The sequence below is a fragment of the Orrella sp. JC864 genome (genome assembly GCF_037026685.1).
GTDB lineage: Bacteria > Pseudomonadota > Gammaproteobacteria > Burkholderiales > Burkholderiaceae_B > Orrella.
The window spans coordinates 41,108-59,056 of sequence record NZ_JBANET010000011.1 but is presented as its reverse complement, the minus strand read 5'-3'; the positions used below and the strand labels follow the sequence as shown (position 1 = coordinate 59,056).

Genomic DNA, 17,949 nt, shown 5'->3' with positions numbered 1-17,949 from the left:
ATGGCGGCCCTTGTGCGCAAAGGGCCGGTGTGCCGGCAGGCGCGGCGGCTATTGGTCGCCGGCCAGTTGCGCCAGCGTGACGGGCTTGATGGGAGGCCGGATGCGGTAGTAGCCGACTTCCCCGGGCGACACGCCGCGGGCTTGGGCCAGGACTTCTGTCACCGTCAGTCCGCACAGGCGGCCCTGGCAGGGGCCCATGCCGCAGCGGCCGAAGGCCTTGGCCTGGTTGGGGCCCAGGCACCCGAGTTCCGCGTATTGGCGGATCTGCCCCGCGTTGACTTCCTCGCAACGGCAGACAAGCACGGTATCGTCCGTCGGCATGCGATGCGCATCCAAGGGCCGGTACAAGGCGTCCAACAGTGGCCTGACGCGCAGGTGGCGGCGCAGTTCGGCGCGCACGGCCTGCGCGCGGGCGCCGCGATCCTGGGCATCGGCGTGTCCGAAGCGCGCGGCGATCGCCAGGGCGGCCATGCGCCCCTGGCAGGCCGCGGCCTTGGCGCCGACGATGCCCCGCCCGTCGCCGGCGATGTAGATGCCCGTATCCTCGATCTGTCCGTGCCGATCGGTCTCGGGCACCCAGCACAACTGCGATGGGTCCCAGCTGTGCCGGGCACGCAGCGCCCAGCTGAACTGCGTGTTGGGCACTACACCCTGGTGCAACAGGACCAGCGGCGATTCGATGCGGTGCTGGCGGCCGTGGTGAGTGAAGCTGATCGATTCGGCGCGGTCGGTGCCCTGGATGGAGAACGCCTGCGCCCCGGCATAGACGGGCACCCGGTGCCGGCGCAGGTTGCCGAGCAGGCGCAGGCCCTTGCGCAGTTCGGGCCAGTTGCGCAAGGCACCGGGAAGGTACCGCGCCGCCCGCAGATAGTCCGAGCGCCGGGTGGTGTGGATCACGGCCTTGAGCTTGATGCCGGCCTGCAGGTACTGGTTGGCCAGCAGATACAGCAGGGGTCCGCAGCCGGCCAGCACCGCAGGGACGCTGGGCAGGGCGGCGGCGCTTTTGTACAGGATCTGCGCGGCCCCGGCGCCCATGACCCCAGGCAGCGTCCAGCCGGGAACGGGAAAGGGCCGTTCCATGGCGCCGCAGGCCAGCACGATGCTGCGGGCCTGCAGCGTCTGGCTGCGTTGTTGCGCGAGATAGCTGATCTTCAGGTCGCGTCCGATGTCCCACACCGCGGCCCCGGCGATGTGCCGCGCCCCGCTGGCCCGGAACGCGCCGGTCAAGGCCGCCCCGTCGGCGTAGTCCTTGCCCAGCACCGAGCGGGCCCGCGCGCTTGCCGCGTCGATGCCGCGGTAGATCTGCCCGCCGGGTGCCTCCTGCTCATCGAGCAGGGCCACGCTCAGCCCCCAGGCGCGGGCCTCGACGGCGGCCGAGAGCCCGGCGGGCCCGGCGCCCACGACGGCCAGGTCGACGGTTTCAGCATCCATGTTCTTGTTCCTCCCGGGGCAGCGGCAAGGCCGGCGCGCCCTGCTGGCGCCGCACCGCCATGCCTTCGCGCACGGGGGCCAGGCAGGCTTGTCTATTGGGCTTGCCATCGATCTCGACCAGGCATTCGAAGCACACGCCCATCATGCAATAGGGCGCACGTGGTGCGGCGCTCACGGGCGTGCTCCGGTAAGGGGCACCGCCGTGCAGCAGCAGCGCGGCGGCCACGCTGATGCCAGCCGGCACGCGCAAGGGGCGGCCTTCGAATTGCAGCGTGACCAGGCTTGATGCGGCCGGGGTTTCCGATGCAAAGAGCGCCGGCGCCGGGGATACGGATTCAGTGTGCATGGGAAAAGCTCCTGCCGGGATCCAGGTAGCGGTCACCGGCGAATTCTTCGATGGCTTCGGGCGCCGCGGCCAGGCCGGCCATCCATGGGCCGACGACATAGGCATGCAGGCCGGCCAGGGAGACGCCGCTGTGGCTGGTGGCGACGTATGCGCCCGGGCAGGTGGGCGACTCCTGGTAGATGGGCGAGCCATCCGGCGTCATCACCCGCAGGGCGCCCCAGGCGCGCACCAGCCGCGCCTCGGACAGGATCGGGAAGGTGGCCAGGGCCCGCCTGGCGATCCATTCGATGGCCGGAACCGTCGTGCCGTCGTCCAGGCCGACATCCTCGATCGAATAGCCCAGCTGGACGGTGCCTTCGTTGGTCTGGCGCGCCTTGTTGGTGGGATAGGGCAGGAAGGGCCGGAACCGTTCGGTAATGAGCACTTGCCCGCGATTGGGTTTCACGGGAGCATGCAAACCCAGCTGCCCGGCCAGCGTGGCGTTGCCCAATCCTGCCGCCAGCACGATGCGCGGCGCGCGCCAGCTTCGGCCGTCGCGGTTGCGCGCCGTGTAGTCGCCGTTATGCCCGCGCACCACCTCGGCGATATCGACACCTGGGCATATCTGCACGCCCAGGGCCCTCAGGCCCGCATGCAGGGCGTGCAAGAGCTTGAGCGGATTGACGTGGCCGTCCAGCGGACAGAAGCTGCCGCCGGCCACGGTCGGCCCGATGGCGGGCAGCCGGTGCTTGAGTTCGGCATGGTCGAGCATTTCGTAAGGAATGCCCTTGCCGATGTCCTTGAGCGCTTCCAGCATCTGCGCGCGCGCTTGCATTTCGGATTCGCTAAAGCCGATCCAGAATCCGCCCGGCTGTTGCAGGTGCACGTCGATGCCGGTGAGTGTCAGCAGCTCCTGCGCCAGCGGCTGCCAGAAGTCGACCGCGTCGCGGCACCAGCGCGCGTAGCGGGGAAAGCCGGCGCCCTTGCTTTGCATCCAGATGAGGCCGAAGTTGCCTCGCGAGGCGCGATGGGCGATGTCGCCCTGATCGAGCAGGGTGACCGGCACGCCGGCGCGGGCCATGCCAAAGGCAATGGCCGCACCGACGACTCCCCCGCCCACTACGATGACTGCTTGCTTGTGCATTGCTTCTCTTTGCCGGCCGTGCGTTCAGTCGGTCGAAATGTTGTTTTCCCGGATCACCGCGCCCCATCTGGCTGCGTCAGCCGCGATCTGCTCGCCGAACTGCGCCGCCGATCCGGGGGCCACGGCCGCGCCCAGCTTGCGATGCTGCTCGATCACGCGCGGATCGGACAGCACGGCATTGATCTCGGTATTGAGCTTCTCGACGATGTCGGACGGCAGGTTGGCCGGTCCCACCACGCCGCCCCAGGTTTCCATTTCCACCGTGGGGTAGCCCGCTTCGGCGATCGTGGGCACATCCGGCAGCAAGGGCGAGCGCCTGGGGCCGGTAATCGCCAGGGCGCGGATGCGTCCGGCCTGCACTTGGGGCTCCATCGAGGTGAAGTTGCTTACCATCAGCTGGATGTTGCCCGCGGCCAGGTCCGATTCGGCGGCCGGGGCGCTTTTGTACGGGACGTGCTCCATCTCTATGCCCGCGCTGCTGCGGAACAGTTCGGTCACCACGTGCAGCGCCGTGCCGTTGCCGGTCGAGCCGTAGAAGATGGCCTTGGGGTTGGCCTTGGCATAGGCCACCAGTTCGCCGACGGTATGGACCGGCAGGCTGGGGGTGATGCCCATGAGGTTCGGTTGCGTCCATTGCTTGGCGATCGGCGTGAAGTCCTGGAACGGCTTGTAGGGAAGCCTCCTGGCGGCCAGCGCCGCGACCACGTAGGTAGCCAGGTTCGCCCCGCCTATCGTGTAGCCGTCGGGCGCGGCCTTGGCGATCGCATCCAGTCCGATGGCGCCCGAGGCGCCCGGCTTGTTCTCGATGACAATGGGCTGGCCCAGCCGCTTGGACAGTTCCGCCGTCAGTATTCGCGCGGTGGAGTCGGCCGCGCCGCCGGGCGCGGCGTTGACGATGAACCGTATCGGCTTTTCCGGGTACTGGGCATGGGCGGCCGGCATGGCGGCCATGAGAGAAAGGGACAGGCAGGCGGCCAGCCTGCGGGTGCCAAAGAAAGTCGGCTTCAATGTTTTCCCCTTGATGAATGGTTGGTCAGGAAATGGTATGGAGTTTCCTGACCCCGATCCATGCCGGGGAGACGGCCTATTTATTCGTCCATGCTATGTGTATCCGCCTTGCGGAACGCCGCGCCGAGCTGCTGCAGCAGGTCCCGGGCGGGCGGGCTCAGCCGTGTGTCGCTCAGCGCCGTCGCGTATACCGTATAGCGCAGGCTCGGGCGCAGCGGCAGCGTGATGCCGCCGCGCTGGCGATGGAGCTCGCCGGTGAGCGGATCCACGATCGAGATGCCCATGCCTTGCAGCACAAGGTCGCTGACGGAGTGAAACAGCGACGCCTCGACCATGACGTCAAGTTGCTGCCCGGTCATGGACAGCCACGCCTCCAGGCGTTTCTGGAACGTGCCGGTAAAGCCGACGAAGGGCTTGCCGGCCAGGTCTTGCATCGTCATCGCGCTTGCCGAGCCGGGCAGCCAGCGGGAGGTGCCGATGCATACGCAGTCGGAGGAGAATTCCGCGATGGTTTCCAGCCCGCCGATCGAAAGCGTGTCGGCGGTCAGGCCGATGTCGGCCTGGCGGGTCCGCACGCTGCGGGCGACCTCGATATACGAAGCGACCGTCAGGCTGAGCATGACGTCGGGATGCCGGCGGCGAAGGCCTTCGACGATTTGCGGCATGATCGAATGCCCGACCGACGGAATCGTGCAGATCGCAAGCCGCCCCAGCTTCTGCTTGCGCAGTTGATCCGAGAACCGCGTGATCTCTTCCAGCCCCAGGAAGGACTGCTGCACCTTGGTCATGAGGGCCAGCGCCTCGCTGGTCGGCTTGACGCTGCGGCCCTGCTTGACGAACAGCGGGAAACCGACGGCCTTTTGCAAGTCCGCCATCAGGCGGCTCATCGATGGTTGCGATATGCCCAGCGCGTCGGCGCCGGCGCTGATGCCGCCATGAACGATCGCAGCCCTGAACGCTTCGATCATCTTGTGCGTCATGGCTTTTTGTGTCATGTCCGTTTTGTCTTTTGTCGGCGGCCCAGGCGCCTCATGAGGGGGGCCTCATTGTAGTGGCGCGGGCCCGCCAGCCTTTGGAGCCGGCAGGCCCGCTCGATCAAGCCACCACCAGCCTCACATCGATGTTGCCGCGCGTGGCGTTCGAGTACGGGCACACCTGGTGCGCCTTGTCCACGATAGCCTGGACGTCTTCCCGGGGCAGTCCGGGCACCGAGATCGTCAGTTCCACTTCGATGCCGAAGCCGCCGGGGATCTGGCCGATGCCGACCCGGCCGGTGATCTGCGTGTCGGCGGGCAGCGCCTGCTTGGACTGGCTGGCCACGAACTTCATCGCGCCCAGGAAGCAGGCGCTGTAGCCCGCGGCAAAGAGCTGCTCGGGGTTGGTGCCCGGGCCGCCGGCGCCGCCCAGTTCGCGTGGGGTGGACAGGCGCACGTCCAGGGCCTGGTCGGAGGAGACGGCGCGCCCTTCGCGCCCGCCGGTGGCGGTGGCTTGGGCGGTGTACAGCACTTTTTCGATCGACATGATGGTTCCTTTAGGGTGGGTTCGAAGGCGGCGGGCTTGCGGTGACCTGCCGATGGACGTACTGTACGGGGATTGCCGATACTGCTGGTTGTTTATCGTCCTGAAAACTTAACTTATCGTATTAATCATGAGCGACAGACTCGAGGCGCTGCTGGATCGCTACAGCGTCAGCGCGCAGGTGTTCCATACCGGCGCACTGTGCGGCGCCAACGAGGTGCCCGCGGCGCCGGGCAGCGGCCATCTGCACTTGCTGCGCGCGGGCACGCTGGAGGTGGCGCACGGCGATGGCGTGCTGCGGCGCATCGACGAGCCCAGCCTGCTGCTCTATCCGGCCGGCATGCCGCACCGCTTCGTGACCGACGCCCGGCACGGCGCCGATCTGGCCTGCGCCTACCTGCGTTTCGAGGATGGCGCGGCCAATCCCATCGCGGCCGCCTTGCCCGAATTCTGTTGCGTGCCCTTGCGCGAGATCGACGGCGCCCCGGGCGTGCTGGCCCTGCTGTTCGAGGAGGCCGCCAGCCACCGCTGCGGCCGGCGAGCCATGCTGGACCGCCTGTTCGAGGTGGTGCTCATCCAGCTGCTGCGCCACCTGATGGAGGGCGGCGCGGTGCAGGGCGGCATGCTGGCGGGCATGGCCCATCCGCGCCTGCGGCACGCCCTGGTCGCGCTGCACCAGGACCCGGCACGGCCCTGGACGCTGCAGGCCATGGCCAGCCAGGCCGGGATGTCGCGCAGCGTGTTCGCCAACGTGTTTCGCGCCACCGTGGGCTGCACGCCCGCCGCCTACCTGCAGTCATGGCGGCTGGGGCTGGCGCGCCAGGCGCTGCGGCGCGGGCGCGCGCTCAAGCTGATCGCCGCCGAGATGGGCTACGGCAGCGAGGCGGCCTTGTCGCGGGCCTTCAAGGCGCAAGGCGGCCTGGCGCCCAGGCAGTGGCGCCAGGCCCATGGCGAGGACGCGGCGCCCGCATGACGGCGCCGCCGCCGCGGGCCGGACGGGGCACGGCAAGGCGCGATGCCGGTTCGCACAATCCGATACGAACTCGTGTTGTCCGGCCGGGGCTTTGCTCCTATCCTTGACGCCAACGATATGCACTGGCGAAGGAGGCAAGCAGCGTCATGGGCGCCCCCCTGGATCTTCCCGACAGAAACCACGTTCACGGCCTGGCCACCCGGGTCCTGTTCCGCATCTCCGATTTCCTGCAGCGCCACATCGCACGCGCCTCGCTGGTGGGCGACAAGCCCATCTTCGAGAACGCGGCTTTTCCCTGGATCGACGAGCTCGAGCGCGCCACGCCCGCCATCCGCCAGGAGCTGATGTCCCTGCTCGAAGACCGCCAGCGCCTGCCGGCCTTTCACGAGCTCTCGCCCGAGGTGGGCACGATCACGCGCGACGACCAATGGAAGACCTTTGTCTTTCTGGCCTATGGCCTGCGCTCGCAACGCAACATCGCGCGCTGTCCCGAGACCATGAAGGCCTTGTCGGCAATCCCGGGGCTGCGCACCGCCTTCTTTTCCATCCTGGAGCCGGGCAAGCGCATCCCGCTGCACGAAGGGCCGTACAACGGCGTGCTGCGCCTGCACCTGGCGCTGGTCGTGCCCGAGCCGCGCGAGCGCTGCTGGATCGAGGTGGGCGGCCAGCGCTATGTGTGGGAAGAGGGCAAGGCGGTGGTGTTCGACGACCTGTATCCGCACCAGGTGCATAACGACACGGGTGGCGTGCGCGTGGTGCTGTTCGTGGATTTCGAGCGGCCCTGCCGAGCGCCCATGCGCTGGATCAACCGGCTGGTGCTGGCGCTGGCGCCCTATACGGGCGAGTTGCGGCGCGGCAAGGCCAACTACGAGGCCTGGGAAAAAAAATACTACGGCGACACCTGAACGGGCCGCGGGCCGGCCCGCGTCGGCGCGCTCGCTCCGGGCAATAAATGAATGATAATATTTCGTATTAACATTCCATAAAGATGCCCGCGCCCCAGGACTATCGCGCGGGGGCGTACCGAGGGTCCGATCCGTGAAAGAGGGATTTCGCCAGTCCATGGCATGGTTGCATACCTGGACGGGGCTGGTCGTGGGGTGGGTGCTGTTCTTCGTGTTCGTCACGGGAACGGCCGGCTATGTCGATGACGAGATCACGCGCTGGATGCAGCCCGAGCTGCCGCTGGCCGGCGCGCCGGCGCAGGCCGACCGCGACGCGCTGCTGGCCCTGGGCATGGCGCGGCTGCAGGAGGTCGCCCCGGGCGCGCGGCAATGGCAGGTGACGCTGCCGCACCAAAGCCTGCGCGTGCGCGAGCACAAGGGCCTGGAGATTTCCTGGGAGGACATGCCCGCGCAGGCGCACGACCGCGGACGGCGCGGCAGCGAGAAGCTCGATCCGCGGACCGGCCAGCCGCGTCACGAGCCCGAGGCGCGCGACACGGGCGGCGGACGCAGCCTGTACGTGATGCATTACGCGCTGCACTACATGCCCTACAAGACCGCCATCCTGCTGGTGGGCGCCTGCACCATGCTGATGCTGCTGGCGGTGGTCACGGGCGTGATCACGCACAAGAAGATATTCAAGGATTTCTTTACGTTCCGGCCCGGCAAGGGGCAGCGTTCCTGGCTCGATGCGCACAACGTGCTGAGCGTGATGTCGCTGCCCTTTTTCCTGATGATCACCTATACGGGGCTGCTGTTCTTTGCCTTCGACTACATGCCGGCCGCGCGCAACGCGGTGTTCGGCAGCAGCCCGCTGGCGCAGCAGCCCATGTACGACGAGCTGTACCGCCGCTTCCGCGACCCGCATCTGCCCATGTCCGCACCGGCCGCCTCGGTGCCGGACATGATTCGCCGCGCCCAGGCGCAATGGGGCGCGGGCGAGGTGGCCACGGTCAGGATGGCCCGGCCCGAGGGCGGCGCGCCCATCGTCGAGCTGGGCCGCGTGCCGGGCAGGGTGCTCGATGCCTACGAGCCCGAGCTGCTGCGTTTCCATGCCGACAATGGCGATCCCCTGCCGCCGGATCCGCGCGGGCGCAGCGGCGCCCGTACCACGCAGACGGTGCTGTTCAGCCTGCACGAAGGGCAGTTTGCCGACTGGTGGCTGCGCTGGCTGTATTTCATCAGCGGCCTGATGGGCTGCGGCGTGATCGGCACGGGGCTGGTGCTGTGGACCGTCAAGCGCCGCGGGCGCCACAACGGCAGGCAGGCATCGCGCTTCGATGCGCAGGGCCTGAAGCTGGTCGAGGCGCTGAACGTGGGCACGCTGCTGGGCCTGCCCCTGGGCGTGGCGGTCTATTTCTGGGCCAACCGGCTGTTGCCGCTGGGCATGGCCGAACGGGCGGCCTGGGAAATCCATGCGCTGTTCCTGGCCTGGGGCTGGGCCTTGCTCTATGGATCGGTGCGGCCGATCAAGCGGGCCTGGCTGGAGCTGGCCTGGCTGACGGCGGCGGCCTACGCGCTGGTGCCCGTGCTCAATGCCCTGACCACCGACAGGCACCTGGGCGTGACGCTGGCGCATGGCGACTGGGGCCTGGCCGGCTTTGACCTGACCATGCTGGGCTTGGGCGCGGCCTTTGCCTGGATGGCGCACAAGATCCGGCGGCGCTGGCTGGCGCGGCCGGCCGCTGCGCCGGCGGGCCGCGGCCCTGCGCGGGCGCCCGATGCCGCGGTGCAGGCCATCCCGTGAGCGCCGCACGCCCATCCGCAAGCGGCGCGGCCTATCGCTGGCAGGTCTTTTCCCGCGTGCTGGCCGCCGGCCTGGGCGGCTATGCCGCCGCATCGGCCGCCACCGCGCTGCTGGCGCTGCTTTGGCCGCTGCCGCCGGCGCATGCGGTGCTGGCCTCGACCATGCTGGCCTTTGTCTGGTATGCGGCGGCCGTGATCTGGGTGTTCAGCGTGCGCAGCGCGGCGCGCGCCTGGCTGGGCATGGCCGGCGCGTCCCTTGCGTTGGGCGCGATGTGCGTGCTGGCGATGGGGGGCGCATGATGATCCAGAACGCCATGCTGGCCTTGCTTTGCCTGGCCAGCCTGCTGTGCCTGGCGCTGGCCAACGAGCGCCAGGGCGAGCTGCTGCTGGGCCGGGAGCCGACGGCGGCGCTGCGGCGCGCGGGCGCGCTGGCCGGCGCGCTGCTGCTGGCCGCGGCCCTGGCCTGGGGGCGGCTGCGCTGGGGCCCCGGCATCGGCGCGGTCGCCTGGGCCGGCTGGTTCGGCGTGCTGGCGGCCGTGCTCGTGTTCCATCTGCACAAGTGGCCCCGGGCGGGCGGGCCGGGTGCGGCCGTGCGTTTGGTCGCCTCGGACCCGGGCCGTGTCCTGCAGCGCCGTGCGGCGCGCGTGGCCGGCTATGACCTGCTGGCGGCGCTGCCGCTGGCCTTCGCGGCGGCCGTGTACAGCGTGCCGGTCAAGCCGGTGATGCGCGCCGACGCGGTGCAGGGCCAGGTCGGTCCCTGGACCTACCGGCTTGCCGAGATGGACCATGCGCCGCCCCGGCTCATGGCCATGGGCATTCCGATGAAGGCATTCCAGCTGCGGTTCTGCCAGGCCTGCGACGCCGAGATCCGCAGCGCCTACCTGAAGGTGAACAAGCCCCGCTCGCTGCGCGGCGCCGGACTGGCTTTTTCCGGCAACCGCTGGGACCGCTCGGTGGAGATCCAGCTGCCTTCGGCCATGCGGCCGGACGCCGAGCTATGGCTGACGGTCGAGGGCAAGGACGGGTCGGTGCACCACGCCGCCTGGCCGATGGCGCAGCTGGCGCCGTCGACCGTGGCCTGGTTCGCGCGGCGCTAGAACCAGGGCAGCAGCAGCAGGATCAGCGCGGCGGTGGCCAGGCCGTTCAGGATCATGGCCAGCGCGGCGAAGGCGCCGGCTGTTTCGCTGGTCTGCAGGGCGCGCGCGGTGCCGATGGCATGGGCCACCAGGCCCAGCGCGAAGCCTTCGGTGATTTCGCGCTCGCCGGCCGGCGCATCGCCGCGCGCGCCGGCGCGTTCGAGCAGGCGCATGATCCACGGCATGGCGATCGCGCCGAAGATGCCGGTCAGGGCCGTGGCCAGCGCGGTCAGCGCGGCGATGCCGCCGCTTTGCTCGGCCAGCGCCATGCCGATGGGCATGGTCGAGGACTTGGGCGCCACCGACCAGAGGGTCTGCATGTCGGCGCCGAAGCACCAGGCGATCGCCATGGCCGAGGCGATGGCCGTGACCGAACCGGCCAGCAGCGCCACCGCCACCGGCCGCCAGAGGCTGCGCAGGCGCCGGACCTGCGCGTACAGCGGCACGGCCAGCAGCACGATGGCCGCCCCGGCCAGGTAATGCAGCGGCCGCGCCTGCGCATAGTAGTCGGCATACGCGGTGCCGGTAGCCAGCATGGCGGCCACCAGCACCGCGCTGCCGGTCAGCACGGGCAGCGCCCAGGGATTGTTGCCCAGCCGGCGATACAGCTTCCAGGCGAAGGCGTACACCAGCACGGTGACGGCCAGCCAGGCATGGGGAACGGAGAGCAGCCAGGCCCCCATTGCAGGTGCGTTCATTCAGGCGGCCGCTTGCAGCGTTTCGGAGATGGGTTTCATGTCAGCGCGCGCCGGCGCCCTGGCGCCGCATCATGAGCCGGAACGTCCATGCCGTGACCAGCAGCGTCAGCAGCGTGCCCAGCACGCAGGCCAGCAGGAAGGCGAGCCAGTCGCGCGCCAGCAGCGAATAATGCACGGCGATGCCGGCCACGGCCGGCATGAGCAGCAGCATCAGATGGCGCAGCATGAGCTGCGCCAGGCGCTGCAGGCCGCGCGGCACGCGTCCGAGCGCCAGCAGCAGCGCGAACAGCAGGCCCAGGCCCAGCAGCGAGCCGGGGGCGGGCAGGCCCAGGGCCTGGACGATCAGTTCGCCTGCCAGCTGCAGGCTCAGGACTAGGGCGATGGCAACGAGCATGGCGTTCCGGGAAGCGGCGCGGGCAAGGCCGGCGCGGATATGACGGAGGATGTAGCGGCGATGGTACAGCGATTGCGGCCAGGCCGCGGCCGGCCTCACCTGACGCGGCGCTTACAACCCTGGGGTTTTCGCCGATGCCAGGCACGCCCGCCGGGGGATATGTTATGCCTGCTGCAGTCACCGGAAAGAAGGTAGGGCTGGCAGGATCCGCGGGACTGTGGAAAGAAGATTCAAAAGTAGAACGAGAACTTCCCCCCGTTTGAGGAGACAACCGAGATGAAAGCAACCCGCCGCACCTTCATGGCCGGCGCGGCCGCCACTGCCGCCATGGCAGCGCCGGCCGTCGTGAAAGCCCAATCCGTCACGACGCTGCGTTTCCAGAGCACCTGGCCGGCCAACGACATCTTCCATGAATACGCCCTGGACTTCGCCAAGAAGGTGAACGAGATGTCCGAAGGCCGGCTGCGCATCGAAGTGCTGCCGGCCGGCGCGGTGGTGCGCGCCTTCGACCTGCTCGATGCCGTGTCCTCGGGCACGCTCGACGGCGGCCACGGCGTGGTCGCCTATTGGTACGGCAAGAACACCGCGGTCGCGCTGTGGGGCTCGGGGCCGGCCTTCGGCATGGATCCGAACATGCTGATGGCCTGGCACGAGTATGGCGGCGGCGCCGAACTGCTCAAGGAAGTGCAGAAGGCCATGGGCGTGAACGTGACCTCGTTCATGTATGGCCCCATGCCCACGCAGGCCCTGGGCTGGTTCAAGAAACCCATCACCCGCGCGGAGGACTTCAAGGGCCTGAAGTTCCGCACGGTGGGCTTGGCCATCGACATGTTCAGCGCCATGGGCGCGGCGGTCAACGCGCTGCCCGGCGGCGAAATCGTACCGGCGCTCGACCGCGGCCTGCTTGACGGGGCCGAGTTCAACAACGCCTCGTCCGACCGCTCGCTGGGCTTTCCCGACGTCTCCAAGATCTGCATGCTGCAAAGCTTTCACCAGAGCGCCGAGCAGTTCGAGATCATGTTCAACACCGCCAAGTACGAGGCGCTGCCCAACGACCTGAAGGCGGTGATCCGCTACGCCACGCAGGCGGCCAGCGCGGACATGTCCTGGAAGGCCATCGACCGCTACTCGCAGGACTACATCGAGCTGCAGAAGCAGGGGGTCAAGTTCTACAAGACCCCCGACGCCATCTTGCAGCAGCAGCTCAAGATCTGGGACCAGATGATCGAGAAGCGCTCGGCCGAGAACCCGCTGTTCAAGAAAGTGCTCGAGTCGCAGCGGGCGTTCGCGCAGCGTTGCGGGCGTTGGCAGGGCGATACTCTGGTCGATTACCGCATGGCCTACAACCACTACTTCTCGCGCAGCGCCAAGCCCGCGGCCTGAGGCCGCGCCGGCCGCCGGCCCGGGCTGGCGGCCGGCACATCCGTTCGGCGGGCCGTGCGCGCCTGCGCGCAAGCGCAGGCGCATGCCTGCCCGGCCGCATACGGCGCGGCCGCGGTCCCGCCGGGCCGCGCCGCCGCGCGCCACAAGGTGTTCCGATGCTGAAAATCCTTTTCTTCCTGGACCGGCTGTCCACGTGGGCCGGCAAGCTGTTTGCCTGGCTCATCGTGGCGCTGACCGTCTCGATCGTGTGGGAGGTGGTCGCGCGCTATTTCTTCAGCAGCCCCAGCGCCTGGGCCTTCGACACGCAGATGATGATGTACGGCACGCTGTTCATGATGGCCGGGGCCTATACGCTGGCCAAGGGCGGCCACGTGCGCGGCGACATCCTGTACGGCTTTTTCTCGCCGCGCACGCAGGCCACGCTGGACCTGGTGCTGTACCTGCTGTTCTTCTTTCCCGGCGTGGTGGCGCTGGTCTGGGCCGGCTGGATCTACGCGGGCGAATCCATCGCCATCCGCGAGCACTCCTCGCTGATGGCCAACGGTCCGCCCATCTATCCCTTCAAGACCGTCATCCCCGTGGCCGGCGCCTTGCTGCTGCTGCAGGGCCTGAGCGAGGTGGGTCGCTGTCTCCTGTGCCTGCGCCACGGCGCCTGGCCGCGCCGCGAAGACGACGTCGAGGAGGTCGATGTCGACAAGCTCAAGGAGATGGTCCACGTCAAGGACGAGGACATCGCGAAGCTGGACCGCTACGTCAGCCCGGAGAATCGATGATGAAGCAGAACAAGGCTATCTGGTTCGGGCTGTCCATCATGGCGATGGTGGTGCTGGCCGTGATCGTGCTCACGCCCTGGACGGCGCTGACCACCGGCCACATCGGCCTGATCATGCTGGCGCTGGTGGTGGTGTGCATCATGCTGGGCTTTCCCACGGCCTTCACGCTGATGGGCATGGGGGTGATCTTTTCCTTCCTGGCCTATTTCATGCAGGGGCAGGGCACGCCCATGCGGGCCATCGAGCAGACGCTTACGCTGATGGTCCAGCGCACCTACGCGACCATGACCAACGACGCGCTGATCTCGATTCCGCTGTTCGTGTTCATGGGCTACCTGGTCGAGCGCGCCAACCTCATCGAAAAACTGTTCAAGTCCATGCACCTTGCGCTGGCGCGCATCCCGGGCTCGCTGGGCGTGGCCACGCTGGCCACCTGCGCGATCTTCGCCACGGCCACCGGCATCGTGGGGGCGGTGGTGACGCTGATGGGCCTGCTGGCCATGCCCACCATGCTCAAGGCCGGCTACAGCGTGCGCATGACCGCCGGCGCCATCACCGCCGGCGGCTGCCTGGGCATCCTGCTGCCGCCTTCGGTGCTGCTGATCGTCTATGGCGCCACGGCCGGCGTCTCGGTGGTGCAGCTGTATGCCGGCGCGATCTTTCCGGGCCTGATGCTGGCGGGCATGTACGTGCTGTACGTGATCCTGGTGGCCAAGCTGTGGCCCTCGGCGGCCCCGCCCCTGCCCGCCTCCGAACGCGTGCTGCCCCTGCCCGAGCATGCGAGCCGGCTGGCCGAGGGCGGCACGACGCGGGCCATGGTGGGCCTGCTGGCCGGGCTGTTCAAGGGCCGGCGCAACCGCGCCGTGCCCACGGGCTATCTGTTGCGCAACCTGCTGGTGGTGCTGGTGCCGCTGCTCGGTTTCGTGCTGGTCATGGGGGTCACGCACCGGATGCTGACCGAGCCGCCCACCGAATACGAGATCCCCGAAGAACTGCAGCTGGGGTTTTCCGGCGGCGGCTATGGCGGCGGGCTGGCCGAGCCGCCGATGCAGGGCGGCCTGCAGGAGCCGCCCATGGAAGGCGGGCTGGCCGAGCCCCCGATGGAAGGCGGCTTGCAGGAGCCGCCCGGCGCCCAGGGCCTGGCCGAACCGCCCGGCGCGGCTCCGCCCGCGCCAGAGATGCCGGGCGAGGCGGCCGCCGAGGCGATGCAGGCCGAGGCCGCGGCCCAGGCCGGCGCCGAGCGCCTGCCGGTGCCGACCGGCTACTGGATCGCGTTCTGGGTATGCGCGGCGCTGCTGGCGGTCTTCTACCTGCTGCTGACCTGGCAGCGGCTGGAGATCTTCAAGATGCTGATGGCCTCGTTCTTCCCGCTGGCGGTGCTGATCCTGGCGGTGCTGGGCTCGATCGTGCTGGGCCTGGCCACGCCCAGCGAGGCGGCCGCCATGGGGGCGCTGGGCGGGGCGCTGCTGGCCGCGCTATACCGCCGGCTGAACATGCCGGTGCTCAAGGAGTCGGTGTTCCTGACGGCCAAGACCAGCGCCATGGTGTGCTGGCTGTTCGTGGGCTCGTCGATCTTCTCGGCGGCCTTCGCGCTGCTGGGCGGGCAGCAGATCATCGAAGAGTGGGTGCTGTCCCTGGGCCTGACGCCGGTGGAGTTCATGCTGCTGGCGCAGATCATCATCTTCCTGCTGGGCTGGCCGCTGGAGTGGACCGAGATCATCGTGATCTTCATGCCCATCTTCGTGCCGCTGCTGGCCAACTTCGGCATCGATCCGCTGTTCTTCGGCCTGCTGGTGGCGCTGAACCTGCAGACCGCCTTCCTGTCGCCGCCGGTGGCCATGTCGGCCTTCTACCTGAAGGGCGTCTCGCCGCCGCACGTCACGCTGAACCAGATATTCCTGGGCATGCTGCCGTTCATGGCCATACAGGTGATCGCGATCTTCGTGCTCTACATGTTCCCGGGCGTGGGCATGTGGCTGCCGACGGTGCTGTACCGTTGACGGCGCGCGCAAGCCGGGCCTGGACTGAGCGGCTCAGTCCAGCTCGGTCGAGCAGGCCACCTCGCGCTGCGCCTGCAAGGCGTGCAGGCGCTCCTGCAGCGCCGCGCGGACCCGTTCGTAGGCGCCCGCGCCCAACAGCAGGCGGCGCGGCGCGGGCTGGCTGCCGGCCGACTCGATCATGGCGCGGGCGATCTTGCGCACATCGCCCGTCACGGCGAATTCCCCGGATGCGACGGCGCGGCGCACCGCCCCAGCCGGGGTGTCGTCGTACACGGCCATGGGCGGCGGACTGACCAGCGCATCCTTGAAGCCGGTGGCCGAGGGCCCGGGCTCGACCAGCGTGAATTCGATGCCGAAGGGCGCGACCTCCTGCGCCACCGATTCCACGAAGCCCTCGACCGCCCATTTGCTGGCATGGTAAAGGCTGAAATTGGGATAGGCGATCTGCCCGCCCTCGGAGGACACCTGCTGGATTCTTCCGCCGCCCTGCGCGCGCAGGTGCGGCAGCACCGCCCGGATGAGCTGGATCGCGCCGATCAGGTTGGTGTCGATCTGCTGGCGGATCTGGACGTCCTGTAGTTCCTCGGCCGCGCCGAACAGCCCGTAGGCCGCATTGCTGACCACCACGTCGATGCGGCCCAGTTCGGCGAAGGCACGGTCCACGACCTGACGCAGGGCCTGCGTGTCGGTGATGTCCAGCGTGGCCAGCCAGAGCTGCTGCCCATATTGGCGCGCCAGCGCATCCAGCGCGCCCGGCTTGCGCCGCGTGGCCGCCACGCGCTCGCCGCGCGCCAGCAGTTGCTCGGTCAAATGCAGGCCGATGCCCGAGGAGGCGCCGGTAACGAACCAGGTCTTGCTCATGATGGATCTCCATGTACTGCGCCGTTCGAACAGCGCGATGTGTCCAGCTTAAGCCGCCTTGATCGCTGCTACTATTCCACAAATCTTGCATGGATCAGTGAGAATACACCATGAATAGCCGGCCCAGCCTGCCCGATCTGCAGGCCTTTTGCGCCATCGCCGCGCACCGCAGTTTTCGCAAGGCCGCCGACGAGCTGGGGCTTTCCCCGTCCACGCTCAGCCACCAAATGCGCACGCTGGAAGCCGGGCTGGGCGTGCGGCTGCTGCATCGCACCACGCGCAGCGTCGCGCTGACCGAGGCCGGCCGGCGGCTGCTCGATCGGCTCGGACCCGTGCTGTGCGAGCTGGATGCGGCGCTGGGCGAGCTGGACGAACTGGGTGGGCGGCCCGGCGGCACGCTGCGCATCAACGGCAGCCAGACGGCCTGCCGCATGCTGCTGGCCGAGGCAGTGCCGCGGTTTCGCGAACGTTATCCGGAGGTGACGGTGGACCTGTACACCGACGGGCGACTGGTGGATATCGTGGCCGAGGGGTTCGACGCCGGCGTGCGCCTGGGCGAGGCCCTGCAGCAGGACATGATCGCGGTGCCCGTGGGCGGGCCGATACGTTTCGTGGCGGTGGCCGCGCCCGCCTACCTGGCGCGGCGCAAGCCTCCCCGCGTGCCGCAGGACCTGCTGGCGCACGAGTGCATCCGCATCCGCTTTCCCAGCGGCAAGCCGTACCGCCATTGGGAGTTCGCGCGGCGCGGGCAGGAAGCCAACATCCAGGTGGACGGCCCCCTGGTGCTGGACCAGGTGGAGCTGATGGTCGAGGCGGCCGTGCGCGGCCTGGGCATCGCCTATGTGCCGCAGCCGGCCGCGCAGGCGCACCTGGACCGCGGCGAGTTGCAGCTATTGCTGCAGCCGTGGTGCCCGGAGATTGCCGGCCTGTACCTGTACTACCCGGGCCATCGTCACGTGCCCCCGGCGCTGCGCGCCTTCGTTGAGGTGCTCAGGGAGATTCGCGCGCCGGGCCGGGCCTAGGCTTGCCAGGCGCGGCGGGCCAGGCCGCCATGGCCGATTCGATGATGGCGTGCATGGTGGCGCAGTCGGCGCCGTCGCGCGCCTGCAGCGACATGCCGCTGGCCACGGCGAAATAGAAGGCCGCCAGCGCCGCGCAATCGGTGCCGGCCGGCACGTCGCCTTCCCGCACGCCGCGCTCGATGCGCGCCTGCAGCCAGGCCACGCCTTCGGCGCGGCAGTCGGCGACGGCTTCCTGCACGTGCGAGGAAGCGGCGGTGCAATTGACGGCCGAGTTGATCACCATGCAGCCCGAGGGCAGCTCGGGATCGCACATGTTGTAGGCCATGTACTCGAGCAGGGCGCGCACGGCGGCGCGGGCCTGCGGGACCGAATCGAGGATCTGCCTGCCGTGTTCGCCATAGCGCGCGCGGTAGTACGCCACGGCCGCCATGTACAGGCCCTCCTTGTCGCCGAAGGCGGCGTACAGGCTCGGGGCGGTGATGCCCATGGCGGCGGTGAGGTCCTGCACGGTGGTGGTCTCGTAGCCCTGGCGCCAGAAAACGTGCATGGCGCGCTCCAGGACCGTCTCCCGATCAAAGGACAGCGGGCGCCCG

At 68.9% G+C, this 17,949-nt stretch carries 19 protein-coding genes; 9 read left to right on the top strand and 10 right to left on the bottom strand.

What is annotated here, in order from left to right:
• Positions 1-48: 48 nt before the first annotated feature.
• From V8Z80_RS11815 to V8Z80_RS11790, 6 genes are all read right to left on the bottom strand, one after another.
• A complete protein-coding gene (locus tag V8Z80_RS11815; protein ID WP_336062095.1) occupies positions 49-1,431 on the bottom strand; it encodes an FAD/NAD(P)-binding oxidoreductase in 1,383 nt (460 codons plus the stop codon).
• Positions 1,421-1,777 (bottom strand): (2Fe-2S)-binding protein, encoded by a 357-nt coding sequence (locus tag V8Z80_RS11810; protein ID WP_155193102.1) that lies wholly within the window; start codon positions 1,775-1,777, stop codon positions 1,421-1,423. Before V8Z80_RS11810 ends, V8Z80_RS11815 begins: the two co-directional genes overlap by 11 nt.
• Complete coding sequence (locus V8Z80_RS11805; RefSeq protein ID WP_336062094.1) at positions 1,767-2,900, bottom strand: NAD(P)/FAD-dependent oxidoreductase; 1,134 nt, start codon at positions 2,898-2,900, stop codon at positions 1,767-1,769. Before V8Z80_RS11805 ends, V8Z80_RS11810 begins: the two co-directional genes overlap by 11 nt.
• A 24-nt stretch (positions 2,901-2,924) precedes the next feature.
• Positions 2,925-3,908: a Bug family tripartite tricarboxylate transporter substrate binding protein gene (locus V8Z80_RS11800; RefSeq protein WP_336062093.1), complete on the bottom strand. Its 984-nt coding sequence runs from the start codon at positions 3,906-3,908 to the stop codon at positions 2,925-2,927.
• An 80-nt stretch (positions 3,909-3,988) separates the two neighbouring features.
• Complete coding sequence (locus V8Z80_RS11795) at positions 3,989-4,888, bottom strand: LysR family transcriptional regulator (protein WP_336062092.1); 900 nt, start codon at positions 4,886-4,888, stop codon at positions 3,989-3,991.
• A 115-nt stretch (positions 4,889-5,003) separates the two neighbouring features.
• Positions 5,004-5,429 carry an organic hydroperoxide resistance protein gene (locus V8Z80_RS11790; protein WP_155193097.1) on the bottom strand — a complete coding sequence of 142 codons (426 nt, stop codon included), beginning with the start codon at positions 5,427-5,429 and terminating at the stop codon, positions 5,004-5,006.
• Positions 5,430-5,556: 127 nt separating this feature from the next.
• Here V8Z80_RS11790 and V8Z80_RS11785 point away from each other — a divergent pair, with 127 nt between their 5' ends.
• The 5 genes from V8Z80_RS11785 to V8Z80_RS11765 all read left to right on the top strand — a co-directional run bounded on the left by V8Z80_RS11785 (position 5,557) and on the right by V8Z80_RS11765 (position 10,186).
• Positions 5,557-6,399, top strand: coding sequence for an AraC family transcriptional regulator (locus tag V8Z80_RS11785; protein WP_336062091.1), 843 nt, complete (start codon positions 5,557-5,559; stop codon positions 6,397-6,399).
• A gap of 146 nt (positions 6,400-6,545) precedes the next feature.
• Positions 6,546-7,304 (top strand): aspartyl/asparaginyl beta-hydroxylase domain-containing protein, encoded by a 759-nt coding sequence (locus V8Z80_RS11780; protein WP_336062090.1) that lies wholly within the window; start codon positions 6,546-6,548, stop codon positions 7,302-7,304.
• Positions 7,305-7,461: 157 nt separating this feature from the next.
• Complete coding sequence (locus V8Z80_RS11775; protein ID WP_336062089.1) at positions 7,462-9,090, top strand: PepSY-associated TM helix domain-containing protein; 1,629 nt, start codon at positions 7,462-7,464, stop codon at positions 9,088-9,090.
• The gene (locus V8Z80_RS11770) at positions 9,087-9,389 is read left to right on the top strand and encodes a DUF3649 domain-containing protein (protein ID WP_336062088.1); all 303 of its coding nucleotides are present in this window, start codon (positions 9,087-9,089) and stop codon (positions 9,387-9,389) included. The genes V8Z80_RS11775 and V8Z80_RS11770 overlap by 4 nt, the downstream gene beginning before the upstream one ends.
• Positions 9,386-10,186 (top strand): DUF3325 family protein, encoded by an 801-nt coding sequence (locus tag V8Z80_RS11765; RefSeq protein WP_336062087.1) that lies wholly within the window; start codon positions 9,386-9,388, stop codon positions 10,184-10,186. Before V8Z80_RS11770 ends, V8Z80_RS11765 begins: the two co-directional genes overlap by 4 nt.
• Here the strand turns inward: V8Z80_RS11765 and V8Z80_RS11760 are convergent.
• Both V8Z80_RS11760 and V8Z80_RS11755 read right to left on the bottom strand, forming a co-directional pair.
• The gene (locus V8Z80_RS11760) at positions 10,183-10,923 is read right to left on the bottom strand and encodes an LrgB family protein (RefSeq protein ID WP_155193086.1); all 741 of its coding nucleotides are present in this window, start codon (positions 10,921-10,923) and stop codon (positions 10,183-10,185) included. The two genes, V8Z80_RS11765 and V8Z80_RS11760, sit on opposite strands and share 4 nt — an antisense overlap.
• Before the next feature lie 40 nt (positions 10,924-10,963).
• Positions 10,964-11,317 (bottom strand): CidA/LrgA family protein, encoded by a 354-nt coding sequence (locus V8Z80_RS11755; protein ID WP_336062086.1) that lies wholly within the window; start codon positions 11,315-11,317, stop codon positions 10,964-10,966.
• 276 nt (positions 11,318-11,593) lie between these two features.
• Between V8Z80_RS11755 and V8Z80_RS11750 the strand changes: the two genes are divergently transcribed.
• From V8Z80_RS11750 to V8Z80_RS11740, 3 genes are all read left to right on the top strand, one after another.
• Positions 11,594-12,700: a TRAP transporter substrate-binding protein gene (locus tag V8Z80_RS11750; RefSeq protein ID WP_336062085.1), complete on the top strand. Its 1,107-nt coding sequence runs from the start codon at positions 11,594-11,596 to the stop codon at positions 12,698-12,700.
• 155 nt (positions 12,701-12,855) lie between these two features.
• Positions 12,856-13,473 (top strand): TRAP transporter small permease subunit, encoded by a 618-nt coding sequence (locus V8Z80_RS11745; RefSeq protein ID WP_155193081.1) that lies wholly within the window; start codon positions 12,856-12,858, stop codon positions 13,471-13,473.
• Entirely contained in the window at positions 13,473-15,473 is a 2,001-nt protein-coding gene (locus tag V8Z80_RS11740) for a TRAP transporter large permease (protein ID WP_336062131.1), read from the top strand. Before V8Z80_RS11745 ends, V8Z80_RS11740 begins: the two co-directional genes overlap by 1 nt.
• 33 nt (positions 15,474-15,506) lie before the next feature.
• On the opposite strand, the gene V8Z80_RS11735 is transcribed toward V8Z80_RS11740, so the two are convergent.
• Complete coding sequence (locus V8Z80_RS11735) at positions 15,507-16,334, bottom strand: SDR family oxidoreductase (RefSeq protein ID WP_336062084.1); 828 nt, start codon at positions 16,332-16,334, stop codon at positions 15,507-15,509.
• A 110-nt stretch (positions 16,335-16,444) separates the two neighbouring features.
• Here V8Z80_RS11735 and V8Z80_RS11730 point away from each other — a divergent pair, with 110 nt between their 5' ends.
• The gene (locus tag V8Z80_RS11730) at positions 16,445-17,356 is read left to right on the top strand and encodes a LysR family transcriptional regulator (RefSeq protein WP_336062083.1); all 912 of its coding nucleotides are present in this window, start codon (positions 16,445-16,447) and stop codon (positions 17,354-17,356) included.
• Here V8Z80_RS11730 and V8Z80_RS11725 read toward each other — a convergent pair.
• Positions 17,325-17,903 (bottom strand): TetR/AcrR family transcriptional regulator, encoded by a 579-nt coding sequence (locus tag V8Z80_RS11725; RefSeq protein ID WP_336062082.1) that lies wholly within the window; start codon positions 17,901-17,903, stop codon positions 17,325-17,327. The genes V8Z80_RS11730 and V8Z80_RS11725 overlap by 32 nt on opposite strands.
• Positions 17,904-17,949: the final 46 nt, after the last annotated feature.

What these genes read in the sequence shown, in the direction of transcription:
- V8Z80_RS11765 (WP_336062087.1), top strand. Translation starts at nt 9,386, where the DNA reads ATGATGATCCAGAACGCCATGCTGGCCTTGCTTTGCCTGGCCAGCCTG.
- V8Z80_RS11785 (WP_336062091.1), top strand. Translation starts at nt 5,557, where the DNA reads ATGAGCGACAGACTCGAGGCGCTGCTGGATCGCTACAGCGTCAGCGCG.
- V8Z80_RS11790 (WP_155193097.1), bottom strand. Translation starts at nt 5,429, where the DNA reads ATGTCGATCGAAAAAGTGCTGTACACCGCCCAAGCCACCGCCACCGGC.
- V8Z80_RS11730 (WP_336062083.1), top strand. Translation starts at nt 16,445, where the DNA reads ATGAATAGCCGGCCCAGCCTGCCCGATCTGCAGGCCTTTTGCGCCATC.
- V8Z80_RS11750 (WP_336062085.1), top strand. Translation starts at nt 11,594, where the DNA reads ATGAAAGCAACCCGCCGCACCTTCATGGCCGGCGCGGCCGCCACTGCC.
- V8Z80_RS11775 (WP_336062089.1), top strand. Translation starts at nt 7,462, where the DNA reads ATGGCATGGTTGCATACCTGGACGGGGCTGGTCGTGGGGTGGGTGCTG.
- V8Z80_RS11760 (WP_155193086.1), bottom strand. Translation starts at nt 10,923, where the DNA reads ATGAACGCACCTGCAATGGGGGCCTGGCTGCTCTCCGTTCCCCATGCC.
- V8Z80_RS11810 (WP_155193102.1), bottom strand. Translation starts at nt 1,777, where the DNA reads ATGCACACTGAATCCGTATCCCCGGCGCCGGCGCTCTTTGCATCGGAA.
- V8Z80_RS11755 (WP_336062086.1), bottom strand. Translation starts at nt 11,317, where the DNA reads ATGCTCGTTGCCATCGCCCTAGTCCTGAGCCTGCAGCTGGCAGGCGAA.
- V8Z80_RS11805 (WP_336062094.1), bottom strand. Translation starts at nt 2,900, where the DNA reads ATGCACAAGCAAGCAGTCATCGTAGTGGGCGGGGGAGTCGTCGGTGCG.
- V8Z80_RS11815 (WP_336062095.1), bottom strand. Translation starts at nt 1,431, where the DNA reads ATGGATGCTGAAACCGTCGACCTGGCCGTCGTGGGCGCCGGGCCCGCC.
- V8Z80_RS11740 (WP_336062131.1), top strand. Translation starts at nt 13,473, where the DNA reads ATGAAGCAGAACAAGGCTATCTGGTTCGGGCTGTCCATCATGGCGATG.
- V8Z80_RS11725 (WP_336062082.1), bottom strand. Translation starts at nt 17,903, where the DNA reads ATGCACGTTTTCTGGCGCCAGGGCTACGAGACCACCACCGTGCAGGAC.
- V8Z80_RS11745 (WP_155193081.1), top strand. Translation starts at nt 12,856, where the DNA reads ATGCTGAAAATCCTTTTCTTCCTGGACCGGCTGTCCACGTGGGCCGGC.
- V8Z80_RS11795 (WP_336062092.1), bottom strand. Translation starts at nt 4,888, where the DNA reads ATGACGCACAAGATGATCGAAGCGTTCAGGGCTGCGATCGTTCATGGC.
- V8Z80_RS11735 (WP_336062084.1), bottom strand. Translation starts at nt 16,334, where the DNA reads ATGAGCAAGACCTGGTTCGTTACCGGCGCCTCCTCGGGCATCGGCCTG.
- V8Z80_RS11780 (WP_336062090.1), top strand. Translation starts at nt 6,546, where the DNA reads ATGGGCGCCCCCCTGGATCTTCCCGACAGAAACCACGTTCACGGCCTG.